This is a genomic window from Mumia quercus, from assembly GCF_025506335.1.
Taxonomy (GTDB): Bacteria; Actinomycetota; Actinomycetes; order Propionibacteriales; family Nocardioidaceae; genus Mumia; species Mumia quercus.
Genome location: NZ_JANZYO010000003.1, coordinates 389,336 through 415,251, shown reverse-complemented (window position 1 = coordinate 415,251; position 25,916 = coordinate 389,336). Strand labels below are relative to the sequence as shown.

22 protein-coding genes are annotated in these 25,916 nt (G+C 71.0%); 10 read left to right on the top strand and 12 right to left on the bottom strand.

Annotation, left to right across the window (positions count from 1 at the left end):
- Position 1 precedes the first annotated feature (1 nt).
- Positions 2-1,165: an ADP-forming succinate--CoA ligase subunit beta gene (gene sucC / locus NYZ95_RS08515; protein ID WP_262850629.1), complete on the bottom strand. Its 1,164-nt coding sequence runs from the start codon at positions 1,163-1,165 to the stop codon at positions 2-4.
- Between the two features lie 105 nt (positions 1,166-1,270).
- On the opposite strand from sucC, the gene NYZ95_RS08510 reads away from it, so the two are divergent.
- Together NYZ95_RS08510 and NYZ95_RS20385 are read left to right on the top strand one after the other, a co-directional pair.
- Positions 1,271-2,164 carry an alpha/beta fold hydrolase gene (locus NYZ95_RS08510; protein WP_262850627.1) on the top strand — a complete coding sequence of 298 codons (894 nt, stop codon included), beginning with the start codon at positions 1,271-1,273 and terminating at the stop codon, positions 2,162-2,164.
- A 169-nt stretch (positions 2,165-2,333) separates the two neighbouring features.
- Complete coding sequence (locus tag NYZ95_RS20385) at positions 2,334-3,689, top strand: peptidoglycan DD-metalloendopeptidase family protein (protein ID WP_262850626.1); 1,356 nt, start codon at positions 2,334-2,336, stop codon at positions 3,687-3,689.
- A 44-nt stretch (positions 3,690-3,733) separates the two neighbouring features.
- On the opposite strand, the gene pcrA is transcribed toward NYZ95_RS20385, so the two are convergent.
- Positions 3,734-6,151, bottom strand: coding sequence for a DNA helicase PcrA (gene pcrA / locus NYZ95_RS08500; RefSeq protein ID WP_262850625.1), 2,418 nt, complete (start codon positions 6,149-6,151; stop codon positions 3,734-3,736).
- Positions 6,152-6,269: 118 nt separating this feature from the next.
- On the opposite strand from pcrA, the gene NYZ95_RS08495 reads away from it, so the two are divergent.
- Positions 6,270-6,659, top strand: coding sequence for a GntR family transcriptional regulator (locus NYZ95_RS08495; protein ID WP_262850623.1), 390 nt, complete (start codon positions 6,270-6,272; stop codon positions 6,657-6,659).
- 24 nt (positions 6,660-6,683) lie between these two features.
- On the opposite strand, the gene zwf is transcribed toward NYZ95_RS08495, so the two are convergent.
- A complete protein-coding gene (gene zwf / locus NYZ95_RS08490) occupies positions 6,684-8,114 on the bottom strand; it encodes a glucose-6-phosphate dehydrogenase (RefSeq protein ID WP_262850622.1) in 1,431 nt (476 codons plus the stop codon).
- A gap of 152 nt (positions 8,115-8,266) precedes the next feature.
- Between zwf and NYZ95_RS08485 the strand changes: the two genes are divergently transcribed.
- Both NYZ95_RS08485 and NYZ95_RS08480 read left to right on the top strand, forming a co-directional pair.
- Positions 8,267-9,358 (top strand): ferredoxin reductase, encoded by a 1,092-nt coding sequence (locus NYZ95_RS08485; protein WP_262850621.1) that lies wholly within the window; start codon positions 8,267-8,269, stop codon positions 9,356-9,358.
- Positions 9,359-9,368: 10 nt separating this feature from the next.
- On the top strand, positions 9,369-10,652 hold the full coding sequence (locus tag NYZ95_RS08480; protein WP_262850620.1) for a fatty acid desaturase family protein: 1,284 nt from the start codon (positions 9,369-9,371) through the stop codon (positions 10,650-10,652).
- A gap of 92 nt (positions 10,653-10,744) precedes the next feature.
- Here NYZ95_RS08480 and NYZ95_RS08475 read toward each other — a convergent pair whose 3' ends face one another.
- From NYZ95_RS08475 to NYZ95_RS08460, 4 genes are read right to left on the bottom strand one after another with little or no spacing between them, the layout of a single operon-like run.
- Entirely contained in the window at positions 10,745-12,847 is a 2,103-nt protein-coding gene (locus NYZ95_RS08475; RefSeq protein WP_262850619.1) for a heavy metal translocating P-type ATPase, read from the bottom strand.
- A gap of 18 nt (positions 12,848-12,865) precedes the next feature.
- Complete coding sequence (locus NYZ95_RS08470) at positions 12,866-14,212, bottom strand: protealysin inhibitor emfourin (RefSeq protein ID WP_262850617.1); 1,347 nt, start codon at positions 14,210-14,212, stop codon at positions 12,866-12,868.
- 39 nt (positions 14,213-14,251) lie between these two features.
- Complete coding sequence (locus NYZ95_RS08465; protein ID WP_308212229.1) at positions 14,252-14,938, bottom strand: response regulator; 687 nt, start codon at positions 14,936-14,938, stop codon at positions 14,252-14,254.
- Positions 14,935-16,233 carry an ATP-binding protein gene (locus tag NYZ95_RS08460; RefSeq protein WP_262850616.1) on the bottom strand — a complete coding sequence of 433 codons (1,299 nt, stop codon included), beginning with the start codon at positions 16,231-16,233 and terminating at the stop codon, positions 14,935-14,937. Before NYZ95_RS08460 ends, NYZ95_RS08465 begins: the two co-directional genes overlap by 4 nt.
- Before the next feature lie 142 nt (positions 16,234-16,375).
- Here NYZ95_RS08460 and NYZ95_RS08455 point away from each other — a divergent pair, with 142 nt between their 5' ends.
- Genes NYZ95_RS08455 through NYZ95_RS08445 form a run of 3 tightly spaced genes read left to right on the top strand, consistent with a single transcriptional unit; the run spans position 16,376 to position 18,176 of the window.
- The gene (locus tag NYZ95_RS08455; RefSeq protein ID WP_262850614.1) at positions 16,376-17,647 is read left to right on the top strand and encodes a PspC domain-containing protein; all 1,272 of its coding nucleotides are present in this window, start codon (positions 16,376-16,378) and stop codon (positions 17,645-17,647) included.
- Positions 17,644-17,985 carry a hypothetical protein gene (locus NYZ95_RS08450; RefSeq protein ID WP_262850612.1) on the top strand — a complete coding sequence of 114 codons (342 nt, stop codon included), beginning with the start codon at positions 17,644-17,646 and terminating at the stop codon, positions 17,983-17,985. Before NYZ95_RS08455 ends, NYZ95_RS08450 begins: the two co-directional genes overlap by 4 nt.
- Positions 17,982-18,176: a PspC domain-containing protein gene (locus NYZ95_RS08445; protein ID WP_262850610.1), complete on the top strand. Its 195-nt coding sequence runs from the start codon at positions 17,982-17,984 to the stop codon at positions 18,174-18,176. Before NYZ95_RS08450 ends, NYZ95_RS08445 begins: the two co-directional genes overlap by 4 nt.
- 81 nt (positions 18,177-18,257) lie before the next feature.
- Here NYZ95_RS08445 and NYZ95_RS08440 read toward each other — a convergent pair whose 3' ends face one another.
- From NYZ95_RS08440 to NYZ95_RS08420, 5 genes are all read right to left on the bottom strand, one after another.
- Positions 18,258-18,698, bottom strand: a complete 441-nt coding sequence (locus tag NYZ95_RS08440) for an Lrp/AsnC family transcriptional regulator (protein WP_262850608.1) — start codon at positions 18,696-18,698, stop codon at positions 18,258-18,260.
- 49 nt (positions 18,699-18,747) lie between these two features.
- Positions 18,748-19,134 carry a nuclear transport factor 2 family protein gene (locus NYZ95_RS08435; protein WP_262850606.1) on the bottom strand — a complete coding sequence of 129 codons (387 nt, stop codon included), beginning with the start codon at positions 19,132-19,134 and terminating at the stop codon, positions 18,748-18,750.
- A gap of 38 nt (positions 19,135-19,172) precedes the next feature.
- Positions 19,173-20,921, bottom strand: a complete 1,749-nt coding sequence (locus tag NYZ95_RS08430; protein ID WP_262850605.1) for an ABC transporter ATP-binding protein — start codon at positions 20,919-20,921, stop codon at positions 19,173-19,175.
- Entirely contained in the window at positions 20,914-22,638 is a 1,725-nt protein-coding gene (locus NYZ95_RS08425) for an ABC transporter ATP-binding protein (RefSeq protein WP_262850603.1), read from the bottom strand. The genes NYZ95_RS08430 and NYZ95_RS08425 overlap by 8 nt, the downstream gene beginning before the upstream one ends.
- 84 nt (positions 22,639-22,722) lie before the next feature.
- Positions 22,723-23,244 (bottom strand): VOC family protein, encoded by a 522-nt coding sequence (locus tag NYZ95_RS08420; RefSeq protein ID WP_262850602.1) that lies wholly within the window; start codon positions 23,242-23,244, stop codon positions 22,723-22,725.
- Between the two features lie 136 nt (positions 23,245-23,380).
- Between NYZ95_RS08420 and nhaA the strand changes: the two genes are divergently transcribed.
- Both nhaA and NYZ95_RS08410 read left to right on the top strand, forming a co-directional pair.
- Complete coding sequence (nhaA, locus tag NYZ95_RS08415) at positions 23,381-24,676, top strand: Na+/H+ antiporter NhaA (RefSeq protein WP_262850600.1); 1,296 nt, start codon at positions 23,381-23,383, stop codon at positions 24,674-24,676.
- Positions 24,677-24,732: 56 nt separating this feature from the next.
- Complete coding sequence (locus NYZ95_RS08410) at positions 24,733-25,836, top strand: GNAT family N-acetyltransferase (protein WP_262850598.1); 1,104 nt, start codon at positions 24,733-24,735, stop codon at positions 25,834-25,836.
- Positions 25,837-25,916 lie beyond the last annotated feature (80 nt).

Here is a 25,916-nt window from a genome sequence, read left to right as displayed (position 1 = left end):
CTCAGGCGTTCGCCAGCTCGGCGGCCTTGTCGGCCGCGCCGTCCATGGTGTCGACGAGGGTGACCAGCGGGTGGTTGCGCTCGTTGAGGATCTGCCGGCCCAGCTCGACGTTGTTGCCGTCGAGGCGGACGACGAGCGGCTTGGTGGCCGTGTCGCCGAGCAGGTCGAGCGCGCCCACGATGCCGTTGGCGACCTCGTCGCAGGCGGTGATACCGCCGAAGACGTTGACGAAGACGGACTTCACGTCGGGATCGCCGAGGATCACGTCGAGTCCGTTCGCCATCACCTCGGCGTTGGCGCCGCCACCGATGTCGAGGAAGTTGGCGGGCTTCACGCCGCCGTGCGCCTCACCGGCGTACGCGACGACGTCGAGCGTCGACATGACGAGGCCCGCGCCGTTGCCGATGATGCCGACCTGGCCCTCGAGCTTGACGTAGTTGAGGTTGAGCGCCTTGGCCTTCGCCTCGAGCGGGTTCTCCGCGCTCTTGTCGACGAACGCCTCGTGCTCGGGGTGACGGAACTCGGCGTTCTCGTCGAGCGAGACCTTGCCGTCCAGCGCCTCGAGCTTGTCGCCGGCCAGACGCGCCAGCGGGTTGACCTCGACGAGCGTGGCGTCCTCTTCGACGAAGACCTTCCACAGCGCCTGGATCATCTCGACGGCCTGCTCGAAGATCGGCTCCGGGAAGGCGGCCTCGGTCGCGATCGCGCGAGCCATCGCCTCGTCGACTCCGGTGCCGGGATCGATCGGGATCTGCTTGACAGCGTCGGGGTTGGTCTTGGCGACCTCCTCGATCTCGACGCCGCCCTCGACCGACGCGATGCAGAGGTACTGCCGGTTCGCGCGATCGAGCAGGAAGGAGAAGTAGTACTCCTCCTCGATGGTGGCAGCGGGCGCGATGAGCACGCGGTTGACCGTCAGGCCCTTGATCTCCATGCCGAGGATGTCGCTGGCACGGTCGAAGGCGTCCTGAGGCGTCGGCGCGAACTTGACGCCGCCTGCCTTGCCGCGGCCGCCGGCCTTGACCTGGGCCTTGACGACGACTGCGCCACCCAGGTCTTCGGCGCCCTTGCGCGCCTCTTCGGGAGTGTTCGCCACGACGCCGAGCGTCACGGGAACACCGTGCTTGGCGAAGAGCTCCTTCGCCTGGTACTCCATCAGATCCACGGTGATGCCGTCCTTTGGTACAGGTACGCTGCCGTACAACCTTCGCGACTCTAGCCCCGTGAGCCTCGTCACAGCGGGACGGGGTACGCGGACTAGGATCCACGCATGGCCGGTGAAAGCACTGCTCTCAGTGTGCCTTCCGACGACGTGACGCTCGCGGTCAGACGCTCGGGCACCCAGACGGGGCCCACCGTCGTGCTCGTCCACGGCTACCCCGACAACCACCACGTGTGGGACCGGGTCGCCCCGCTCCTCGACGACTTCGACGTCGTCACGTACGACGTCCGCGGCGCCGGCGGCTCGACGACCCCGACCGGTGTCGAGGGATATCGCGTCGAGCGGCTGGTCGACGACCTCGTCGCCGTGCTCGACGCCGTGCGCCCCGACGGCGGGCCCGTCCACCTCGTCGGCCACGACTGGGGCTCGGTCCAGCTGTGGACTGCGGTGTTCGCCGCCGGCACAGACGAGCGCCTGCGTGGCCGCATCGCCTCGTACGTGTCGATGAGCGGGCCCGACCTCCGCCTGTACGGCGACTTCCTCCGTACGGCGTTCGCACGGCGGCAGCTCGGCGTGCTCGCCAACCAGCTCGCGAGGTCCTGGTACATCGGGGCGTTCCAGGTGCCTTTGGTCCCCGAGCTGGTGATGCGCCGTGCGACGCGCCTCGTCCGTCGCGTGCTGGCGCGCGCGGAGGGCACGGACGACACCCACTGGTCGGAAGCGTTGGCGCGCGACGCCGCGCACGGCGTCAACCTCTACCGGGCGAACGCGTTCCGCGCCGTACGGACGCCTCCGCCGACGCCCACCCCCGTTCCGGTCACCCTCGTCGTCGCGATGCGCGACCCCTTCCTCTCCCCCGCGATGTACGAGGGCCTCTCCCGCTTCGTCCCCGATCTGACCCGCAGGGAGGTCGATGCCGGCCACTGGATTCCCTGGACCGAACCCGTCCTGGTCGCTGAGACCGTCCGGTCCGCGGTGCACACCGCGCGGGAGCCGCAATGAGGCGGGCTTCACACCTGCACACGTCCTCGCCCGGCATGACAGGGATCGCGACGCCAACCTTGACCATCTGTCCAAGATGCTGGACAGTGGTCCGGTTGTCACTCTTCGGTAACGGGGGCGCTTCCGCTAGTGTCGACAGCCGTCAGTCCACATCTGGAGGTCTCGTTTCGTGACGTCGCGCCCCGCCCCCAAGCGCCGCGCCGAGAAGCCCAAGAAGGGCCTCTCGCGATCGTCCGGCTCCAGCGCCTCCGCCGGCAGCGCCGGCACCGGCCGTCGAGTAGCCGGGAGGACGGTCCCGCCCGCTGGTGAAGCGACCCGCTCCCCGCAGGTCTCCGCCACACCGATGGCACCTCCGTCGCCCGCCGAGACGACGCTGATCCGGACCGAGATCACCGAGGCGCAGACCGAGATCACCTCGCATATGGAGGTCAGCCCCCCGCTGACCGCCCTCCCCGCAGCCGAGGCGGCACCGTTCCGCTCCTCCCCCGTCCCCTCCTCCCCCGCTTCCCCCTCGTACTCCCCCTCCTCGTCCGCAGCCGACGAGCGGCGCTCCGGCGGCCGCCGCGCTGCACGCACCTCCCCCGAGCCGACGGCGAGCGCCCCACGTGAGAGCGCCCCTCGGACCTCCTCCCCCAGCACCCCGCCGCCGAGCCCCAGCCGCGGCAAGCGCGTCGCCGAGCTTCCGCCGATCCCGGCCGACGCGACCGCGCAGATCGATGCGGTTTCCGAGCACACCACGATCACCGAGCGGCGCTCGGGTGAGCTCCGCCCCGCCCGCCGTGCCACGCCCCCGGGCTCGCGCTCCGCACGCACCCGTACGGGCAAGTCGCGTCGCCTCCCGACCCCGGCCGTCATCGGTGCCGCCGCCCTCGTCGTCGCCGGGATCGGTGCCGTCGCGGTCTCCTCGGCCAAGCCTCCGGTGATGGAGACGGCCGACTTCCAGGCACTCTCCGCCGACGTGAGCGGCTCGTCCGCCAAGCGGTACGACCCGAACAACGTCGACGTCACCCGCGACTTCGACCGCGCTCTCCTCGACAAGCAGGCCGAACAGCAGGCCGCCCAGCTCTCGGCATCGCTGGCCGCGCTCGCCGACCGTACCGAGGCACGCTCGCAGGAGATCAAGAAGAAGCAGTGGGTCCTGCCGCTCACCGGCTACCGACTCACCGCTCGCTTCGGCCAGTCGAGCTCGCTCTGGTCCACCGTCCACACCGGCCTCGACTTCGCGGCGCCGTCGGGCACCCCGCTCGTCGCCATCGCGCGCGGCACGGTCAAGAGCACCGGCTACGACGGCTCGTACGGCAACAAGACCGTGCTGACGCTCGAGGACGGCACCGAGATCTGGTACTGCCACCAGTCGTCGGTCAAGGTCAGCCCCGGCACCAAGGTGGATCCCGGCACCGTGATCGGCTATGTGGGGACGACGGGCAACTCCACCGGCCCGCACCTTCACCTCGAGGTCCGCCCAGGAGGCGGCAACCCAGTCGATCCGCTGGCCGCGCTCCGCGCGCACAACGTCAACCCCTGATCCCGCAAGTCACTCCGCGCCCACCCGCGAGTGGCTCGCGAGCGTCAGATCTTCTCGACGGGGGCGTAGCGCAGCAGGAGTCGCTTGACGCCTTCGGAGCCGAAGTCGACCGACGCCACCGCGCGGTCCCCTGCTCCCTCGAGCGCCACCACCGTGCCCAGCCCGAACGCGTCGTGCGACACGCGGTCGCCCGGCGACAGGCTCGGGACGTCGCGCTTCTCCTTGCTCGCCCGGTCGGCGCTCGCCGCCCGGATCGGCGTCGTCGTGCGGCGGGGCAGGTAGCCGCCGGACCAGGTCGTCGTGTCGGACTCGGTGCGCTTCCAGTCGACGAGCTCGGCCGGGATTTCGTCGAGGAACCGGGACGGCGGGTTGTGCGAGGGCGCGCCCCACGCCGACCGTACGAGGGCGCGCGTGACGTAGAGCCGCTCCTCGGCACGGGTGAGCCCGACGTACGCGATGCGGCGCTCCTCTTCCATCTCCTTCGGGTCGCCCATCGAGCGCATGTGCGGGAAGACGGACTCCTCCAGACCGGTGAGGAAGACGACGGGGAACTCCAGGCCCTTGGCCGAGTGCAACGTCATCAGCGTCACCATGCCCTCACCCGCGTCCGGGATGGAGTCGGCGTCGGCGACGAGCGAGACCCGCTCGAGGAAGGCGGCGACCGATCCGGGAGCGAGCACGTCGTCGTCTACCGGCTCGTCGTCGGCCGCCACCGGCGCGTCAGCCAGCGTCGCCGCGTCGGACACGAACTCGCGCGCGACGGCCACGAGCTCGGAGAGGTTCTCGACGCGCGCCTCGTCCTGCGGGTCGGTGCTGTTCTCGAGCTCGTCGAGGTAGCCCGAGCGCGCCAGCGTCGCCTCGAGCACGGCGTCGACAGGCTCGCCCGAGGCGGCGAGCTCCTGCAGCCCGGTCATCGTCTCGACGAACGCGCTGATCTGCTTCAGCGAGCGGGTCGCGATGCCGGGGGCCTCGTGGGCGCGCTGGAGCGCCTCCCAGAAGGAGATGCGGAGGCGGTCGGCGTGCGCACCGACGACGGCCTCGGCACGCTCCCCGATGCCGCGCTTGGGCGTGTTGAGGATCCGCCGCAGCGAGACGGCGTCGGCAGGGTTCACGAGGACCCTCAGGTACGCGATGGCGTCCTTGACCTCCTTGCGCTCGTAGAAGCGGACGCCCCCGACGACGCGGTACGGCATGCCGACGCGGATGAACACCTCCTCGAACACACGTGACTGCGCGTTGGTGCGGTAGAACACCGCCACCTCGCCCGGCTTGGCGAGGCCCTCGTCGGTGAGCCGGTCCACCTCGTCGGCGACGTACTGCGCCTCGGCGTGCTCGTCGTCGGCCACGTAGCCGACGATGAGCTCGCCCTTGCCCTGAGCCGACCAGAGGTTCTTCTTCTTGCGGCCCTCGTTGCGCGCGATCACGGCGTTGGCGGCGTCGAGGATCGACTGCGTCGAGCGGTAGTTCTGCTCGAGCAGGATCGTCGTCGCGGTCGGGAAGTCGGCCTCGAACTCGAGGATGTTGCGGATGTTGGCACCGCGGAACGCGTAGATCGACTGGTCGGAGTCACCGACCACGAGGAGGTCGGAGTCCGGCTCGGTGCACAGCTCGCGGATGAGGACGTACTGGGCGTGGTTGGTGTCCTGGTACTCGTCGACGAGCACGTGCCGGAACCGCCGGCGGTAGACGTCAGCGACGTCGGGGAACGCCTGGAACAGGTGCACCGTCGTCATGATGAGGTCGTCGAAGTCCATCGCGTTGGAGGCCCGCAGACGCTCCTGGTACGCCGTATAGGCCGACGCGTACGCCCGCTCGGTGTCGTTGTGCGCCTTGGTGGCGGCCTGCTCGTGGTCGACCAGCTCGTTCTTGAGGTTGGACACCCAGTTGAGGACGCCGCGCGGCGGGAACCGCTTGGGGTCGAGCTCGAGGTCGCGGCACACCTGCGTCATCAGCCGCTTGGAGTCGGCCGCGTCGTAGATCGTGAACGTCGAGGTGAAGCCGAATCGCTGGGCCTCCTTGCGGAGGATCCGCACGCACGCCGAGTGGAACGTGCTCACCCACATCAGCCGGGAGCGCCCGCCGACGTACTCCTCGACGCGGCTGCGCATCTCGGCAGCGGCCTTGTTGGTGAACGTGATCGCCAGGATCGAGCCCGGGTGGACGCGGTGCTGGGAGATCATCCAGGCGATCCGGCGGGTGAGCACCCGCGTCTTGCCCGACCCTGCGCCGGCGACGACCAGCAGCGGACCGCCCGTGTGCGTCACCGCGGCGCGCTGTGGCTCGTTGAGACCGGCGAGCAGGCGCTCGGCGTCGGCCTGGCGGCGTGCCTCGATCTCCTCGTCACTCGGGCGGTCGTGACCGCCACCTCCCCCGGCGTCGGAGAAGGCATGGGCCGTACGGAGGTCGCCGGAGCGACGCTCGGACGGCATCCGATCAGGGGGCACGGGGAACGAGAAGCTCATCGTGGTCCCAGCCTACGGGTGCGCTCGGACAGCGGCGGCAGGCGCGTGACACCTGTGGATCTCCGGCACGGAACTTACCCTGGTGGAGGAGACGTACGCGAGGGTGAAGGAGCGGGACGTGAACACCACCACCGAACCTGCGCCCCGTATGCGGATCGTCATCGATCCCACCACTGGCGAACCCCCGTACGAGCAGGTCAGGCGCCAGGTCGCTGCCCAGGCCGCCGACGGGACGCTCGGCCCGGGTGCCCGGATCCCCACCGTACGGGCGCTCGCCGACTCGCTGGGGCTCGCCGTCAACACGGTCGCCAAGGCGTACCGGGTGCTCGAGTCCGAAGGTGTCGTGGAGACGCTCGGGCGGCGCGGGACGTTCATCAAGCCCCGTGACCTCGAATCCGACGCCGCGCAGCAGGCGGGCGCCGCGGCCGACGCCTATGTGGCGCAGCTCCGTCGCCTCGGCCTCGCTCGCAGCGAGGCCGTCCGCATGGTCGAGGACCGCTGGCGCTGAGCCCGGTCGCCCGACCGCAGCCGCTCAGACCGGCTTCTCCCGCCACGGCCGCTCGAACGGCAGCCGCCACGCGTGCGGCGCGATCAGCTGGTGGATGGCGTTCGGCCCCCACGACCCGGCCGGGTAGACGCGCACGGGCGGCGGGTGGTCGAGGAGCTTCTGGGAGAGGCCCCACAGCTGCTCGATCCCGTCGGCGGTCGTGAACAGCGTGTGGTCACCGCGCATGGCGTCGTAGATGAGCCGCTCGTACGCCTCCAGCGCCGAGACCGCGCCCGGGTCCTCGTGGAACGAGAACTGCATCGAGTACTTGTCCATCCGCATCCCGTGGCCCGGCTTCTTGCCGTAGAACGAGAGCGACAGCCGCGCCCGGTCCGCCAGGTCGAACGTCAGGTGGTCCGGGCCCTGGGCGCCGACCCCCGACCCTTCGGGGAACATGCTCTTGGGCGGCTCGCGGAACGCGATCGAGATGATGCGCGCCCCCTCGGCCAGCTTCTTGCCCGTGCGGAGGTAGAACGGGACGCCGGCCCACCTCCAGTTGTCGATCCAGCACCGCAGCGCGATGAACGTCTCGGTGTCGGAGTCGTCGTTGACGTCGGGCTCCTCGCGGTAGCCCGCGTACTGGCCGCGCACGACGTCGGCGGGCTCGATCGGCAGCATCGAGCGGAAGACCTTGTTCTTCTCCTCCGTGATCGCGTACGGCGCGAGCTCGGTCGGCGGCTCCATCGCGACGAACCCGAGCACCTGGAAGAGGTGTGTGACCACCATGTCCCTGTATGCGCCGGTCTCCTCGTAGAACCCGATCCGCCCCCCGAGCCCGAGCGTCTCCGGCACGTCGATCTGGACGTGGTCGATGTGGTTGCGGTTCCAGATGGGCTCGAAGAGGCCGTTGGCGAACCGGAACGCGAGGATGTTCTGCGCCGCCTCTTTGCCGAGGAAGTGGTCGATCCGGAAGATCTGGTCCTCGCGGAACACCTCGTGCAGCGCGGCGTTGAGCCGGCGGGCGGACGCGAGGTCGGTGCCGAACGGCTTCTCCATGACGATCCGCGACCTCGGGGCGAGGCCCGCCTCGTCGATCTCGTGGACGACTGCCAGTGCGGCCTTGGGCGGCACGCTCAGGTAGTGCAGGATCTGCGGCTGCCCACCGACCTCGGCCTCCGCGCGGTGGACCGCCGTCGCGAGCGCGTCGGCTCCGCCGTCCCCGGGCGCCCAGCGCAGCAGCTCGGCGAAGTCGTCCCACGCCTCGTCCGTCGGAGCGGGCGTGCTGAACTCCGCCACCGCGTCGCGGGCGAGCGTACGGAACTTGTCGAGATCCATCTCGTCGAGCGACGTGCCGACGATCCGCGCGTTCGGGAGCAACCCCGCCTGCCACAGGTGCAGCAGCCCCGGCAGCAGCTTGCGTCGGGCGAGGTCACCCGTCGCACCGAAGAGCACGATGACGTACGGCTGCGACTCCATGCGGCTCAGCCTAGTGCGGTGCGCCGCCGGTCGTGCGCCGAGCGCGCAGCAAGGCGTGACCTGGCTCACACGCGAGTCGGGTTGCACCGACAACCTACGGTTGCGTAGGTTGTGGGTGCACAGACGTTCACTCAATTCGGTTCGGAGCGTTCATGGGATTCGTCCGCAAGGCACTCGCCTCGCGACCGGTCGCCGCCTTCACGTCCCCGCACACGGTCGACCACTACCTCGACCAGGTGCACCCGATGCTGGCGGTCCACCACGTACGCGCCCGGGTCGTGGAGGTGATCCGCGAGACCGGCGTCGCCAGCACCGTCGTGCTGCGCCCCAACGGCACCTGGGAGGGCTTCAAGCCCGGCCAGCACGTCGAGTTCGGGGTCGAGGTCGACGGCAAGCGACGCGTGCGGGTGTTCTCCGTGTCCAGCTCGGCACGCCGCAAGGACGGGCTGTTCAGCGTCTCGGTGAAAGCCCACCCGGACGGCTACGTCTCGCAGTACCTCCACCACGAGCTCGCTCCCCGCACGCTCGTCCACCTCTCGCAGGCCGACGGAGAGTTCGTTCTCCCCGACCGCATCCCGGACGACCTCCTGCTGCTGTCGGGTGGCTCGGGGATCACGCCCGTGATGTCGATGCTGCGCACGATGCGTGACTCGGGGCACCGCGGACGGGTGACCTTCCTGCACTACGCGCGCAGCCGCGAGGACGAGATGTTCTCCGCCGAGCTCGACGCGCTCGCCGACTCGCTGGACTTCGTCCAGATGACACGCGTCTACACCCGTGAGCCCGTCGAAGGCGCCGAGCTCTCCGGCCGCTTCACCCTCGACCACCTCAAGCACCTCGGCGTCGACCCCGCGAGCACCCTCTCGTACGTGTGCGGCCCCGCCGGCCTGATCGCGACGGTCCGCGCCGCGTACGAGGAGCTCGGCGCCGCCGACCAGCTGCGCATGGAGTACTTCAAGGTCCCGACCGTCGACCTCGACGCCGCCGACGCCACCGGCACGCTGACCTTCGAGGACTCCGGTCTGGCGGCCGACAACTCCGGCGCGACCATCCTCGAGCAGGCCGAGGCCGCTGGCCTCAAGCCCGCGTACGGGTGCCGCATGGGCGTCTGCAACACCTGCGCCACCAAGAAGAACCACGGCGCCGTACGCCACGTCATCAGCGGCGAGGTCACCGCCAACACCGACGAGACCGTCAAGATCTGCGTCCAAGTCCCCGTCGGCGACGTGAACGTCGCTCTCTGAGAGGAACGCCATGTCCCACCACCGCAAGAAGCGCGCTCCGATCGAGCCGCTCAGCGCGTCGAACCACAACAAGGCGCCGGTCCCCCTCGTCGGCGAGGACACCACGACCCGCGCCACCATCGGCCTCGACCTCATGACGTACGAGCAGCTGGAGGAGTTCGGGCGCGAGCTCGACACGGTCCGCCAGCGCGTCCTCGACGATCTCGGGCAGGCCGATGCCGACTACATCCGCCGCGTCATCAAGACCCAGCGCATCTTCGACGTGCTCGGCCGGATCGGCATCTTCATGCCGTTCTTCCCGCCCGTCTTCGTCGTCGGCATCGTCTTCCTCGGAATCTCCAAGATCCTCGAGAACATGGAGATCGGCCACAACGTGATGCACGGCCAGTACGACTGGATGAACGATCCACTCGTCGACGGCAAGAAGTACGAGTGGGACAACGTGGCGCCGGCCGAGGACTGGAAGCACGGCCACAACTACATCCACCACACGTACACGAACATCCACGGCATGGACCGGGACATCGGCTACAACCTGTTCCGGATCGACGACGAGCAGCCGTGGTACCCGAGCCACCGCTTCAACCTGCCGCTCGCCAGCCTGCTCATGCTCTTCTTCGAGTGGGGCGTGATGTACCACGGCATCGAGCTCGACGAGTACCTCGGCGGCCGGATGAGCAAGTCGGAGTTCAAGGCCCGCAAGAAGCGCGCGTGGCAGAAGGTCCGCCGCCAGGTCGTCAAGGACTACGTCGCCTTCCCCCTCGCCGCTGTCGCGCTGGTGCCGTTCACCTCGTGGTGGGTGCCGCTCGCGGTGCTCGGCGGCAACTTCGTCGCGAACATCATCCGCAACATCTGGACGTTCATCATCATCTTCTGCGGCCACTTCCCCGCCGAGGTCGAGACCTTCACCGAGGAGGAGGCGCTCAACGAGACGCGCGGCCAGTGGTACCTGCGCCAGCTCCTCGGCTCGGCCAACATCACCGGTCGCCCGTGGTTCCACGTCATGTCGGGCAACCTGTCGTACCAGATCGAGCACCACCTCTTCCCGGACATCCCGGCCCGCCGCTACCCGGAGGTCGCCGAGGACGTGCACCGTCTCGTCGAGAAGTACGGGCTGCGCTACAACACCGGCCGCCTCTCGAAGCAGATCGGCAGCGTCGCCCGGCAGCTCGCCGTACTCGGCAAGAAGCCGTCCGACCCGTACAAGGTCGGCAACTCCCCGGAGTCGAAGGCGCTGCGCCGCGCCAAGCGCGAGGCCGAGAAGGCCGCCCGCGAGGCGATGGCCAACGCCTGACCGTACGACCGACCGACACCCACCCCTCGGCACGTCATACGAACGGAGGCCTCTGGCCCTCGATCGGTATGACGTCCCGAGGGGTTCGTGTGTCAGGCGTCGGCTGCGACCCGTGCGCGTACGGAGGCCTCCGGGCTGAGGTCGAGCCGGCGCAGCGTCTGGGCGTTGAGCGCGACGACGACCGTGGAGGCCGACATCAGCAACGCCCCCACCGACATCGGCATCACGAACCCCACCGGCGCCAGGACGCCTGCGGCGAGCGGGACCGAGATCAGGTTGTAGCCGGCAGCCCACCAGAGGTTCTGCTTCATCTTGCGATAGCTCGCCCGCGACAGCTCACGCACCGAGAGGACCGAACGCGGGTCGTCGCTGGCCAGGATCACCCCGGCCGAGGCGATCGCGACGTCGGTGCCCGCGCCGATCGCGATGCCGACGTCGGCCTGGGCGAGCGCGGGCGCGTCGTTCACCCCGTCACCCACCATCGCGACCTTGCGCCCCTCGTCCTGCAACGACGCCACGGTCGCGGCCTTGTCCTCGGGACGTACGCCGGCGAAGTAGCGGTCGATCCCCAGCTCGTCGGCCACCGACCGCGCCACCGCCTCGGCGTCCCCGGTGATCATCACGACCTGGATACCGTCCCGGTGGAGAGCGTCCACGGCCTCGCGCGACTCCTGCCGCACCTCGTCGGCGAGCGACAGCGCCCCGACCGTACGACCGTCGACGAGGACGTGGAGGATGATCGCGCCCCCAGCGCGCCAGTCCTGCGCGACGTCGAGCTCGTCGGCGCCCTCCTGCTCGAGGAGCGCGGGGCCGCCGACCTGGACACGCCTGCCGTCTACCGTCGCGGTGACCCCGACCGCAGGCGACGACGAGAAGTCCGACGCCTGCGGCACGGAGAGCCTACGATGACGGGCGGCCTCGACGATCGCCTTGGCCAGCGGGTGCTCGCTGTCGGACTCCGCCGCCGCGGCGAGCGCGAGGACCTGGTCGACCCCCTCACCCTCGGCCGGCTCGGCCGGCTCGACCGCCGAGACTGCGGGCTCGCCCTTGGTGAGCGTCCCCGTCTTGTCGAACAGGACGGTGTCCACGGTCCGCATGCTCTCCAGCGCCAACCGATCCTTCACGAGGACGCCACCCCGTGCGGCACGCTCGGTCGCGATCGACACGACGAGCGGGATCGCCAGACCGAGTGCGTGCGGGCAGGCGATGACGAGCACGGTGATGGCCCGGATGACGGCCTCGTCGGACTGCCCGATCAGCGACCACACCAGTGCGGTGAGTGCCGCCGCGCTGAGCGCGAACCAGAACAGCCAGGCTGCGGCGGTGTCGGCGATGCGCTGCGCGCGAGACGACGAGGCCTGGGCGTCGGCGACCAGGCGCTGGATGCCGGCAAGCGCGGTGTCGTCACCGACGGCGTCCACCCGCACCCGGAGACCGGAGTCGGTGGCGACGGTCCCGGCGACGACGGCGTCGCCGACGGTACGGCGGACCGGCCGTGACTCACCCGTCACCATCGACTCGTCGACGTCGGCGGCACCCTCGGTCACCACCCCGTCGGCAGGGACGCTGGCGCCTGGACGCACCACGACGAGATCGCCGACGCGCAGGTCGGCCGGCGCCACGGTGACGATGTCGTCGCCGTCGACGCGCTCAGCCTCGTCGGGCAGCAGCGCCGCCAGCGAGTCCAGCGCCGACGTGGTCTGCGCGAGCGAGCGCATCTCGATCCAGTGGCCGAGCAGCATGATCACGATAAGGAGCGCGAGCTCCCACCAGAAGTCCAGGTCGTGGTGCAGCAGCCCCAGGCTCGCACCCCACGACGACACGAACGCGACCGTGATCGCGAGCCCGATGAGCAGCATCATCCCCGGCTGACGGGACCGGATCTCGCTCACCGCTCCCGTGAGGAACGGACGGCCACCCCACACGTACATGACGGTGCCGAGCAGCGGGGAGACCCACTCGACCCAGGTCGCGTCCGGCAGGTCGGAGCCGAGGATCGACGCGAACATCGCCGAGCAGAGCACCACCGGGACGGCGAGGACCAGCATGACCCAGAAGAGCCGCCGGAACTGCGCGACGTGGTCCCCGTGACCGCCGTGGGTCATGTGCCCGCCATGCTCGCCGTGGGACATGTGCTCGCTGTGCGCAGCGTGCTCCGTCGCCGTCGCGTGCCCGTGAGGATCGTGAGTGCTCATGAGGCCGAACGTATACCCCTAGGGGGTATCTGACAAGGCTTTTGAGTCGCCCCCGCCCAGGACCAGCGACACGACGCGCGCGAGCTCCGGCGTCAGGGCCGACTCGGGCACCGTGACCTCGTCGTCGCCGTAGACGAACGTGTAGGAGAACCGGTCAGGATCCGGCCGCTGCTCCCCCAGACCTGCGAAGTCGGTGCGGTCGAGCAGGTCGGCCACCTCGGCACCGCCCGGCCCGTCGAGCGCGAGGACCCCCTCGCGGACGATCCCGGCGAAGCCGCCCGAGCGCACGACCCGTACGGCGCCGGCGGGCGTCTCCACGCGTGGGGGCGTCGGCACGTCCACACCAGGGACGATCCCGACCTCGCCCCACGCGTCGCGCACCAGCTTCGACTCGCGAGACCCGAAGAGCCGCTCGGCGGCCTCGACGGTCGCCGCACCGAACCCCGCGAACTGGGTCCTCGGCCCCACCGATCCCCCGGTCAGCGCCGCGTACCAGATCTGCCCCGCGACCTCCCAGCTGTGCCCGCCCAGCGAGAGCGCCAGCAGCGCGAACGCCCGGTTGGGGATGCCCGAGTTGAGGTGCACGCCGCCGTTGTCGGCCCGGGTCTCGACGTAGTCGCTCATCGACCCGACCTGAGGGTCCTTACCGAGGACAGGGTCGTCGTACGCCGTCCCGGGCTCGAGCATCGACCTCAGCGCTACCGCGTCGACGCCCGGCACGAAGAGCCCCTCGCCGATCAGCCAGTCGGCCTCCTGCGCGGTCTGGCCGAGCAGCTGCTGCTTGGCCATCGCCGCGAAGCAGTCGGACATCGACTCGTTGAGCGCGCCCGGCTGGTCGGCGTAGACGAGGTCGGCGGTGAACTGGGTGACGCCGTGGGTGAACTCGTGGAAGAGCACGTCCGGCGGCTTGGTGAACCGCTCGAACACCTCGCCGTCACCGTCACCGAAGACGAGCTGCTGGCCGTCCCAGAACGCGTTGTCGTAACGCTGGCCGTAGTGCACGGTCACGGTCACCGGGCTGCCGGCACCGTCGATCCCGTCCCGGCCGAACTCCGTGGCGAAGAGGCTGTGGACCGCCCCCGTGCTGTCGTACGCCTCGTCCACGGCGACGTCGCCGGTCGGCGGCTCGTCGTCCCCGCGCGCCTTGTCACCGGGAAGCCGGGTCGTCCCCGCGGCGGTGAAGACGGTCTTGGTGCCGTCGGCGTCCTCGGGGACCGCGAGGTCGGTCGTCGACGCGGCGCGACGACGGGCGCGCAGCCCGGAGTCGAGCTCTCGCGTCTGGGCCGAGCACCGGGACGCCTGGGGATGCGCGGTGCTCTGCGCGATGCGGGCGAGCAGGTAGGGCGGGACGAAGGAGCAGCTCATCTCCCAGTCGTACCGCGCGCCACCGACACCGGCGACCCGTCAGATCAGCCGACGGTCGCTCGCCCACCGTGTCAGCTCGTGGCGGCTGGACAGCTGGAGCTTGCGCAGCACGGAGGACACGTGGGTCTCGACGGTCTTCACCGAGATGAAGAGCTCCTTCGCGACCTCCTTGTACGCATAGCCGCGCGCGATCAGCCGCATGACCTCCCGCTCGCGCTCCGTGAGCCGGTCGAGGTCGGAGTCGACCTGCGCCACCTCGATCGTGCCCGCGAACGCGTCGAGGACGAAGCCCGCCAACCGCGGCGAGAACACCGCGTCGCCTCCCGCGACCCGCCGGATCGCGTCGATCAGCTCGTCGCCGGTGATGTTCTTGGTGACGTAGCCACGCGCACCCGCCCGGATCACGCCGATCACGTCCTCCGCGGCGTCGCTGACGGAGAGGGCGAGGAACTTCGTCTCCGGGTGACGCGTCGCCACCCGCCGCAGGACCTCCGCTCCACCGCCGCCCGGCAGGTGCACGTCGAGGAGCACGACGGCCGGGCGGTACGTCTCGACGGCGGCGACCGCCTCGTCGACATCGCCCGCCTCCGCGACGACCTGGACGGCGGAGCCGAGCTCGGCGCGCACCCCGGTCCGGAACATCGCGTGGTCGTCGACGAGCAGGACCGTCAGGTCACGACCGCCCGTGGGTCCCGTGCCGCCGGGCTGGCTGGGCGTGGTGCTCACCTGTCTGATCCTCCGTCCGCGCCCTCGGGCGCACTGTCACGGCCGCCGTTCGGCGACCGGTCGCGTACGAGGGGCAGCGTCAGCCGCACCTCAGTGCCGTCTCCCGGGCTCGAGCGTACGACGGCGCGGCCGCCGTGCCGCTCCATCCGTGCGACCAGCGAGCGCCGTACCCCCAGCCTGTCCTCCGGGACCCGGGTCGGGTCGAAACCACGCCCACGATCTCGTACGAAGACCTCCGCCGTGGCTCCGCCCACCTCGACGTAGACGTCGATGCGGTCAGCTCCTGAGTGCTTGGCCGCGTTGGTCATCGCCTCGCGGGCCGCGGCGCGCAGCGCGTCGACGTCGGGATCAGGGTCGGCGTCTCCGACACCCACCACCTCGATCGGGATCCGGTACGTCGTCTCGATCTCTGCGGCGTCGGCCACGAGGCCCTTGCGCAGGGTCGTCCCGTCGTTGGACGGCTCGCCGTACAGCCAGTCGCGCAGCTCGCGCTCCTGGCGCCGGGCGAGCGTCGCGACCTGCGCGGGATCGTTGGCGTTCTTCTGCAGCAGGGCGAGCGTCTGGAGCACGGAGTCGTGGAGGTGGGCGGCGACGTCGGCACGTTCCTGCGACCTCACCCGCTCGCGCCGCTCCTCTCCCAGCGCGGTGACGAGGCGGATGATCCACGGCCCCAGCACGAGTCCCGCACCGGCCACCGCGACGATAAGCGCCCCGACGAGCTCTGCGATCTGTCGTCCGCCACCGAACTGCGCGACGAACACGGCGTACGCGATGAGGACGAGCACCGAACCAGCGGCGATCCGGAGCACCGCGTGCCACCCGGAGGTCTCGCGCACCCACCTGCGGAGCGAACGGTCGTCGGCCTGACGCCAGATCAGCCCGAAGCCGGCGATGGCGAGCACCGCGGGGAACAGCAGGCTCGAGACCCGGTCGGTGCCGAGCACGAACCAGACGATCCCCAGCCCGAGCACGATGAGTGCGGCCGTCTGGAGGGCGCCGCGGTTCGAGGTGGCCTCGTCCTCCTCCTCACCGCGGAGCCCGTCCTTGCGCAGCCCGCGCCGCGACGCGCTCGCCAGGCCCGGCGAGTCCTCCGCGCTGCCCAGGGGCACGCAGACCCAGAACGCCGCGTACGCCAGGATCCCGGCAAGCTGGAAGAGCGTCGTCACGACGAACGCCAGGCGGACCCAGAGCACAGGGACGCCGAGATGGTCGGCGAGTCCCTGCGCGACCCCGCCGAGCACCCGAGGGCTCGCAGAGCGGTAGAGCCGGCGCACCGGCGTCGCAGTCGTCGTCACGGTACCGATCGTCACACGCTGACGGTGCCGCGGACCAGCCGGATCGTCCCCGACGCGACCCTGGGCCCGACGGCAGCCGACCCGGCACAGATCAGGGCTCTCCCCCATACTCCGGAGGGACCGCGCACCGCAGGATGGAGGCATGGACGACACGACCCCGCCGCTGGGCGCTCCCGCCCCAGGAGGCACCGGCGAGACCTCACCCCCGGACGCTCCACGCCCCAGCACGGGCGCGCTCACCGACATCCGACGTACCGAGGACGGGCGCGTGGTCGCCGGCGTGTGCGCGGGGATCGGACGCCACCTCGGCATCGACCCTGTCATCCCGCGGATCATCTTCGCGGTGCTCACGGTCGTCGGCTTCGGTGGCGTGCTCGCCTACGCGGCGGCATGGATCCTCCTGCCGGACGAGCAGACGGGTGAGAGCTACCTCAAGCGCTGGCTCGGCCTGGGTGACAACGAGCCTCAGATCCGGCTCGTGGGACTCGGCGCCGCGGCGTTGATCGCCCTCACCTGGCAGTGGGGGTGGGGATGGGGCTGGGCGCTCGGCCCGTTGTGGTTCGCCGCCGTCGCGGTGGTCGCCTGGGTCGCGCTCCGCGAGTACCGCGAGCGCAGCCGGCGCAACGCCGCCCCGGTCGTCCCCCCAGCGCCCCCCTCACCGCAGGCGCCGCCGCACGCCGCCACCTCCCCGTACGGGCAGCCGCTCGCCGCGCAGGGTCCACCGACCCGCACGTACGCCCCGGTTCCGCCCGCTCCCCCGCGGCCGCCGTCTCCGCCGGTCGTCCCCCCGCCGGTCCCGGCGCCGCGACCGCCCAAGCCGCCGAACCCGCGGCACGACGGCGGGCTGCTCACGATCCTCACGCTCTCGGTGGCGTTGATCGCCACCGGCGTCATGATCATCGCCACCGACGGCGACCTGCACTCGTCGGTGTACGTCGCGGTCGCCACGGGCACCCTGGCACTCGGCATGCTCGTCGGCACGATGTACGGCAACGCGCGTCCGCTGATCTTCCCGGCGCTGGTCGCCGTGGCGGTGCTGGCGGTGTCGGTCGTCGTGCCGCGCTGGGACGCCGGCCGTGTCGAGGCGACGCCGTCGACGGCTTCGGGCGTCCGCGCCGCGTACGGCATCGGCTTCGGCGAGGTCGTCGTCGATCTCACCGGCGTCACCGACCCGCAGGCGCTCGACGGTCGGCGGATCCAGATCGAGAACGGCGTCGGCACCGTACGCGTGATCGTCCCGCCCAGCCTCGACATCGACCTGGACGCCAACGTCGGCGCGGGCGCGGTCCTCGCGTTCGGCTCGGAACGGGGCGGGCTCAGGACGCACGTCGCACGCCATGTCGACACCGCCCGACCCGACCTCACCCTCGACATCGACGTCCGACTCGGCACCGTGGAGGTGACCCGCTCGTGAAGCGCCATCCGCTCGACGCCCTCACCCTCGTCAGTCTGACGTTCGTCGCCGTCGCAGGCGCCGTCTGGGCGATGTGGTACGCCGGCTGGGACCCCGTCTCGATCGCCGTCGCCGGGCCGCTGCTCCTGGTGGCGCTCGGCGTCGCCGGCCTCGTCGCCACGATCGTGTCCGCGCGTCAGACCAGCCGTCGCACCCGCGAGCAGGCCCTCCAGGACGGCACCCTCCAGGACGGCACGCCGGACGACACCCTGCCGGACGACACCCCGTCCGACCCGACCCGCACCCTCACCCTGGAGGACCTGCCCGGGTCCTCCGACGAAGGAGAAGACAAGCGATGAACCGCTCCAAGAAGCTCGTCCGTACCACCAACGACCAGTGGGTCGCCGGAGTGTGCGGCGGCCTCGCCCGCTACCTCGGCGTCGACCCGACGATCGTCCGTCTCGGGTTCGTCGTCCTCACCGTGCTCGGCCTGGGGTCGATGATCCTCGTCTACCTCGCGGCCTGGCTCCTGATGCCGAAGGACGCCTGATCCAGTCCCGATGTGGGCGGTTCTCCACCTCCGAGGCGACTCAGAAGGTGGAGAACCGCCCACATCGGGGTCCTGGGGGCGTCAGCGCGAGCGGGGACGTTCGAACAGGCGCGACATGACGATCGCGCTGCGCGTGCGCTCGACCCGGGCATGCTCCCGCATCCGCTCGACCACCTGCTCGATCTCGGCCATGTTGGTCGCCATCACGTGCACGATCGCGTCGGGGTTGCCGGCCACGGTCCACGCCCCGACGACCTGCGGGATGGCCTCGAGGTTGCGCTTGAGCTCGGCCGCCGACACGTTGCCGTCGTAGTAGATCTCGACGTACGCCTCGGTCGTCCACCCCAGGGCCGCCGGGTCGATGAGCGCCGTGAACCCCGTGATCTGACCGCTCGCCCGCATCCGGTCGACCCGCCGCTTGACCGCAGGGGCGGACAGGCCGACACCAGCGCCGATCTCGGCGAACGTCGCACGTCCGTCGCGCATCAGGTGCCCGATGATCTCCCGGTCGACCGCGTCCATGTCGGCTCGTGCCCCTTCTCGTCTCTCGCCTCACGGCGTGCGAGCAAGCCTAGGGCCGCCGGCCCTCGGAGACGTACGGCGCGCGCCACGCCGGCGCCTCGTCGAGCGCGGGCCCGGACCAGTACTCGCGGCCGGCGACGACCTGCCCGTCGCGGACGGTCCAGAAGCCGGCGGCGACGAACACGCCGTCGACGCCTTCCTGCGACACCTCCAGGTCTGTCGCGGCCCGGTCGCCGGCGCCGACGACGTCACGCACGGTGATCGACCAGCCCTCGGGATAGGCCTGGTTCATCGCGACGTACGCCGACCCCGTGAACGTCTCCCCGGTCCTCGGCCACTCGATCACGGCGTCGGGGTGCACGAGCGCCGCGACCCCCTCCCAGTCGCGCGCCTCCATGCGCTCCTCCAGCGCCCTGACGGTCTCCACAGCATCCATCGCGCCAGCCTGCCCGAGACCTCTGACAGTCCGGTGCCTCAGCTCTGCCACGACTTCCACAAGGCCGCGTACGACCCGCCGCGCTCGACCAGCTCGTCGTGGCTCCCCAGCTCGCTGATCTCCCCGTCCTCGACGACGGCCACACGGTCGGCGTCGTGCGCGGTGTACAGCCGGTGCGCGATCGCGACCACGGTCCGCCCCTCGAGGACGGCGCTCAGCGAGCGTTCGAGCGCCCGCGCGGCACGCGGGTCGATGAGCGACGTGGCCTCGTCCAGCACGAGCGTGTGGGGGTCGGTCAGCACGACGCGCGCGAGCGCGAGGTGCTGGGCCTGCGCGTCCGTGAGCCGGTGCCCGCCGGAGCCGACCGGCGTGTCGAGACCGTGCGGGAGGTGCTCGACCCACTCGCGCGCGTCGACCGCGTCGAGCGCGGCCCACAGGCGGTCGTCGTCGGCAGTGCCCGGCTCGTCGAGCGCGAGCTGGAGGTTGTCGCGCAGCGTGCCGACGAACACGTGGTGCTCCTGGGTCAGCAGGGCGACCCTGCGCCGCAGGTCGTCGAGCTCCAGCTCGGTCACGCCCACGCCGCCGACCGTGACGGCACCCTCGGTCGGCCCCTGGATGCCGGCGATGAGGCGCCCGATCGTCGACTTGCCCGCACCCGACGGGCCGACGACCGCCAGACGCTCGCCCGCCGCGAGCTCGAGGTCGACGCCGTGCAGGACCTCGCGCCCCGCGACGTACGAGAAGCGCACGTCGTCGAGCTCGATGTCCTCGCCCTCAGGCGTACGCCCGGTGGGTGTCCGGTCGTCGGGCACCTCGGCGACGCCGAGCAGTCGAGCCAGCGAGGTCGCTCCGACCTGGAGGCTGTCCATCCAGTTGAGGATGCGGTCGACCGGGTCGATGAGGAAACGGACGTACAGCACCGCGGCCGTCAGCTCGGCGAGCGAGATCGTCCCGCGGTCGAGCAGGACGCCGCCGAGCAGGAGCGTGGCGACGATGGGCACCACGTAGCCCATCTCGACCGCGGGGAAGAACACCGTCCGCAGGTTGCGCGTGTACGACTCCGCCGCGAACGACTCCGCGATGTCCTCGTCGATGCGCGCCCGGCGCTGCTCGCCCAGACCGAGGGCCTCGACCGTGCGTGCGCCCTCGACGGTCTCGGCGAGGGTCGCGTTGATCCGCGAGTACGAGGCGTGCTCACGGATGTAGCCGTCGCGGGCCCGCTTGAGGTACCAGCGCGTCGCCACCCACAGCACCGGCACACCGAGGACCAGCGGCAAGGCGACCCATCCGCCGACCAGCAGCGCGGCGACGAGGGTGCAGACCGCGGTGACGAGCGCGACGACGGTCTCTGGCACCGCGAAGCGGACAGACCAGCCGAGGGTGTCCACGTCACGCGACGTCCGGGTGAGGAGGTCTCCGGTGCCGGCGCTCTCCACGACGCCGATCGGGAGCGTCAGCGCCTCGTCGACGAAGTCCTCCCGCAAGCGCGCGAGCACGGTCTCACCGAACACCGACGACCTCAGCCGGGCGTACCGGGTCAGGACGGTCTGGGCGACGAGGCACACCGCGACGAACAGCGCGAGCCGATCGATGGTGCCGTACCCGCCGCTGCCTTCGGTAGCGGCCTCGACGAGGTCACCGACGAGCCAGGGCACGACGAGACCGGCTCCGGCGGCGGCGCCGTGCAGGAGCACGATGACGACCAGGTCGCGGCGGTGGTCGCGCCCGAGGCGACGGAGGTACGAACGGAACAGGGTGGTGCCGGCGATGGGCAGCGCGTCACGCAACGTCCTCGGCCTCCTCTCGGGTCACGACCTGGCGGTACGCCGGGTCGGTGGTCATCAGCTGGTGGTGGTCTCCGGTCGCGACCACGCGACCGTCGGACAGGAACGCCACCTCGTCGGCGACGTCGAGCACGAGCGGGCTGCTCGAGACGACGACGGTGGTACGGCCGGCCCGGTGCCGGCGGAGCCGGGTCGCGACCCTCGCCTCGGTGTGCGAGTCGACGGCCGAGGTCGGCTCCACGAGCACGAGGACGTCGGCGTCGGTGAGCAGGGCGCGGGCGAGCACGATGCGCTGCCGCTGGCCTCCGGACAGGGAGCGTCCGCGCTCGGCGATCTCCGCGTCGAGCCCTTCGGTCAGGCCGTCGACGATGTCGTCGGCCGACGCTGTGGTCACGGCGCGGTCGATCTCCTCGGTGCTCGCCGTGCCACGGGCGTCCAGTGCGCTGCGCAGCGACCCGCTGAAGAGCGCGGACCCGGTGTCGTTGACGACGATGCGGCGGCGCAGCTCCTCGCGCGCCACCCCGCCGAGCGGCACTCCCCCGTACGAGACGGCGTCCACGTCCCCACCGGGCTCGACGTAGCCGCCCAGACGGTCGGCGAGCGCGACGGCGTCACGGGGGTCGTCGCTGACGATCGCGGTCAGCACGCCCTTGCGCGCGACGAATCCCGAACGCGCGTCGACCAGGTCGCCGTCGGGCGGGCTGACCGGGTCGGCGGGATCGCTCACGCTGGGCTGGATGCGCAGGATGCGCACGACGTGGCGCGCCGACACGTGCCCGCGGATCAGCTTGTTGGCCGCCTCGGTGAACGTCCTGAGGGGCAGCATGAGGAAGGTCGCGTAGCCGTAGAACGCCACCAGGTCACCGGCGCTGATCTGGCCGTTCGCCGCGAAGCGCGCGCCCAGCCACACGACGAGGACGACGAAGGCGCCGGGCAGCAGCACCTGGAAGGCATCGAGGACCGACTGGACCCGCGCCACCCGTACGCCGGCCCGCCGGACGTCCTGGGAGGCGGCGCGGTAGCGGCGGTCGAACATCGCCTCTCCACCGATCCCGCGCAGCACCCGCAGCCCGGCGACGATGTCGCTGGCCAGGGTGTTGAGCTGTCCCTGCAGGGCACGTGCCTGCTGGTTGCGCCGGTTGAGGCGCCGCAGCAGCGGGCCGGTGACGGCCATGAGCAGCGGAACCCCGACGAGCACGACGAGGCCGAGTGTGAGGGAGCTGCGGAGCAGGATCGCGGCGACGACCAGGTAGGCGACGATCGCGCCGATGAACCGGCCCATGACGTCGACGAAGTTGCCGAGGTTGGCGATGTCGGTCGCGCCGACGCTGACGACCTCGCCGTGCGCCACCCGGCGGTTGAGCTCGGAGCCGAGACGGCCGGTGTGGGTGCTGACCAGCTGGACCGTCCGGTACGCGGAGTCGAGCCACATCTGGACGGCGTAGCGGTGCCGCATGATGCCGGAGAACGCCTGTACCGCCCCGATCACGAGGAGCAGCGCCGACCAGAGGACGAGGGCACGCCCGGCGCCCTGGTCGACGACGGCGTCGATCGCCGCGCCGATCACGGCAGGGACGGATGCCTGGGCGACCATCCAGGCGATCCCGAAGCCGATCGCACCGACGAGGGTCCAGCCCTGCTCCCGCATGATCCACGCCATGTACCGCGTCGCCGAGCGAATGTCTGGTGTGCCGGGGTCGGCGAGCGGGAGGTTCTTCACAGCCGTCAAGCCTAGGCAGGGGCCCTGACGTGAGCGAACGAATATCGCCCGTGTGACCTGGGTCTCCGGGCTCGGGGGCTCCGCTCAGCCGGCGTCGGGGACGGGCCAGCTGATGCCGATCCCGCCGGGGGTGCGCGCCCCGTAACGGTCCTTCTCGCGCCCCAGGTCGAGCGGCACGATGCGCTCGCGCGCGGCCAGCGCCTCCGGGGTGAGAAGCGCCGCCGGGACGAGCCAGCTCACCTCGAACTCGATCCCGTCGGGGTCCTGCCCGTACAACGCCTTGGTGGTGCCGTGGTCGCTCGCCCCGACGAGGGCGTCCGCCTCGGCCAGTCGCGCCATCACCGTCTCGAGCTCGTCGAGGGTGTCGACCTCCCACGCGAGGTGGTAGAGCCCCACGGTCGTACGGCCAGCACCCGACGGACCTGCGGACGGGCCGACCTGGAACAGCCCGAGGTCGTGGTCGTTGGTGCTCCCCGAGGCCTGGAGGAACGCGGCTCCGGGGAAGCCCATCACCACCGTGAAGCCGAGCACCTCCGAGTAGAAGCGCGCGGAACGCTCGACGTCGCGGACGTACAGCACGGCGTGGTTGAGACGGGTGATCGGCATGACGACTCCTTAGTTGAACTTTCATCTAGTATGCCTGATCCCCCACCGCTCACGTCGGACGGGCCGTTAGACTGGCTCCCGGTGTGCCGGGAAGTCTGGTCGGCGTCCGTCCCGACGACCCCACTGAAGGAGCGCCGTGCCCAACACCGTCCTCGGCAGAGGTTCCTGGTCAGAGACCTCCCGCATCGCCGCGCTCCTCCGGCAGGAGACCGTCGGCGGCTTCCTGCTCATCGGCGCCGCAGCCCTCGCGATCGTGCTCGCCAACAGCGGTCTCGGCGACGCGTACGCGACCTTGCGCGACGCCCGCGTCGGCCCGGAGTCCCTGCACCTCGACCTGAGCCTCGGGACGTGGGCGGCCGACGGGCTCCTCGCGATCTTCTTCTTCGTCGCCGGGCTCGAGCTCAAGCGGGAGCTCGTGGCAGGCGACCTTCGCGACCCTCGACGGGCAGCGATCCCGATCGTGGCCGCCGTCGGCGGCATGGTGGTGCCGGCCCTGATCTTCGTCGTGGTCAACCTCGGCACCGAGGGCGCGCTGCGCGGGTGGGCCATCCCCACGGCGACCGACATCGCGTTCGCCCTGGCTGTGCTCGCCGTCCTGGGATCGTTCCTCCCAACAGCGCTGCGCACGTTCCTGCTGACGCTCGCGATCGTCGACGACCTCCTGGCGATCGTCGTCATCGCGTTCTTCTACACCGACCACCTCGCGATCGGGTGGCTCGCGGCAGCGCTCGTCCCGATCGGACTGTTCGCGCTGCTGGTCCAGCGCCGCGTCCGCTCGGCCTGGCTCCTGCTGCCCCTCGCCCTGCTCGCGTGGGCCTTCGTCCACGCCTCCGGCGTGCACGCCACGATCGCCGGCGTCGTGCTCGGGTTCACCGTCCCGGTCGTCCGCAGCGCCAAGGCCGGCGGCCCCGACGCGGGCCCCGGCCTCGCGGAGCACTTCGAGCACCTGTGGCGGCCCGTCTCCGCCGGTGTCGCCGTACCGATCTTCGCGTTCTTCGCCGCCGGCGTCGACGTCGGCGGCGTCAGCGGGTTCGTGGACGCGAACCGCAGCACGATCACGTACGGGATCGTCCTCGGCCTCGTCGTCGGCAAGACGGTCGGCATCGTCGGGGCGACGTGGCTGATGGCGCGCTTCACCCACGCGCGCCTCGACCCGACCCTGGGGTGGATCGACGTCGTCGGCGTCGGCCTGCTCGGCGGGATCGGCTTCACCGTCTCGCTGCTCATCGGCGACCTCGCGTACGGTCTCGCGTCGACGTGGGACGACTACGTCAAGATCGGCGTGCTGGAAGGATCCCTCCTGGCTGCCCTGCTCGCCACCGTCGTCCTCCGTCTGCGCAACCGCCGCTACCGGCGCCTGTACGAGGAGGAGTCGCGCGACGCCGACCACGACGGCATCCCCGACGTCTACCAGCGCGACGACGAGGGCTGACCGGGTCGGCGAATACTCGATTGCCGGGACCGCACGCGGGGGCAAGACTCGCGGACATGCCCCCTCATCTCGTGAAGGTCGCCCACCCGCGAACGCTGGACGCGCCGGAGGCATGGGCGCTGCGCGGCGTCGTCCGCGTGCGTGAGGCGATCGACCGCGAGATCCGCGGGCACCACGACGTGGTCCCCGACCTCGCCCGGTCGGCCGCGATGCTGGCCGATCGGCGCTACCGCGTGCAGGAACGCGTCGTGGCCGTCCTGGACGACTCCCGTACGCCGGAGTCGGTCGTCGGGCACGCGTCGATCATCCTGCCGCAGGTCGGGCACACGAACGTCGCCCTCGTCGACGTGGGCGTCGCCCCTCGATGGCGCGGGCACGGGATCGGCGGCCTGCTGGCCGAGGAGCTCGCACGCCGCGCGCGTGCGGCGGGACGTACCGTCGTCCAGGCAGACACGTCCCACGCGCCCGTCGTCGACGACGGCGCGGCGGTGCTCGAGGCCCCGACGGGCGCAGGCGCTGTCCCCGCCGACACCGCCACCACCCGGTTCCTGCTCAGGCACGACTTCACGTTGGAGCAGGTCGAGCGGATGTCGACGCTCCCCATGCCGATGCCCCCAGACCTGCTCGACCGCTTGTCCGCGGACGCGTCGGCGGTCGCCGGCACCGCGTACCGGATGCACACCTGGGTGGGGGGCATCCCTGCGGACCGGCAGGCGCAGTACGCCCGCCTGCTCACTCGGATGTCGACCGCGGCTCCGTCAGCGGGCCTGGAGCAGGAAGAGGACCCGTGGGACGTCCCCCGGTTGCAGGAGGCGCTCGCGCGTCAGCGACAGATGGGCTGGGTGGCGGTCGTCGTCGCGGCCGAGCATGTCGCCACCGGCGAGCTCGCCGGCTACACCGTCGCCGAGTACGCCGACACACGTCCCGAAGCGGTCCTGCAACAAGACACCCTGGTGCTCCCCGAGCACCGGGGCCACCGCCTCGGGATGCTCGTGAAGACCCACCTCATGAGGACTCTCGCCGCCGTACGGCCTCACGCCCGGCGCATCCACACCTGGAACGCCGAGGAGAACGCCCCGATGCTCGCGATCAACGTCGCGCTGGGCTACCGGCCCTCGTGCGTCGGCGCACAGTGGCAGCGCAGGCTCGAAGAAGCCTAGGCTGGCGTTCGATCTCGCGACGTCCCGTTCGTCACCAGAGTGAAGGCCCCGAAGAGCGGGACCCGACCGAAGGAGACCCG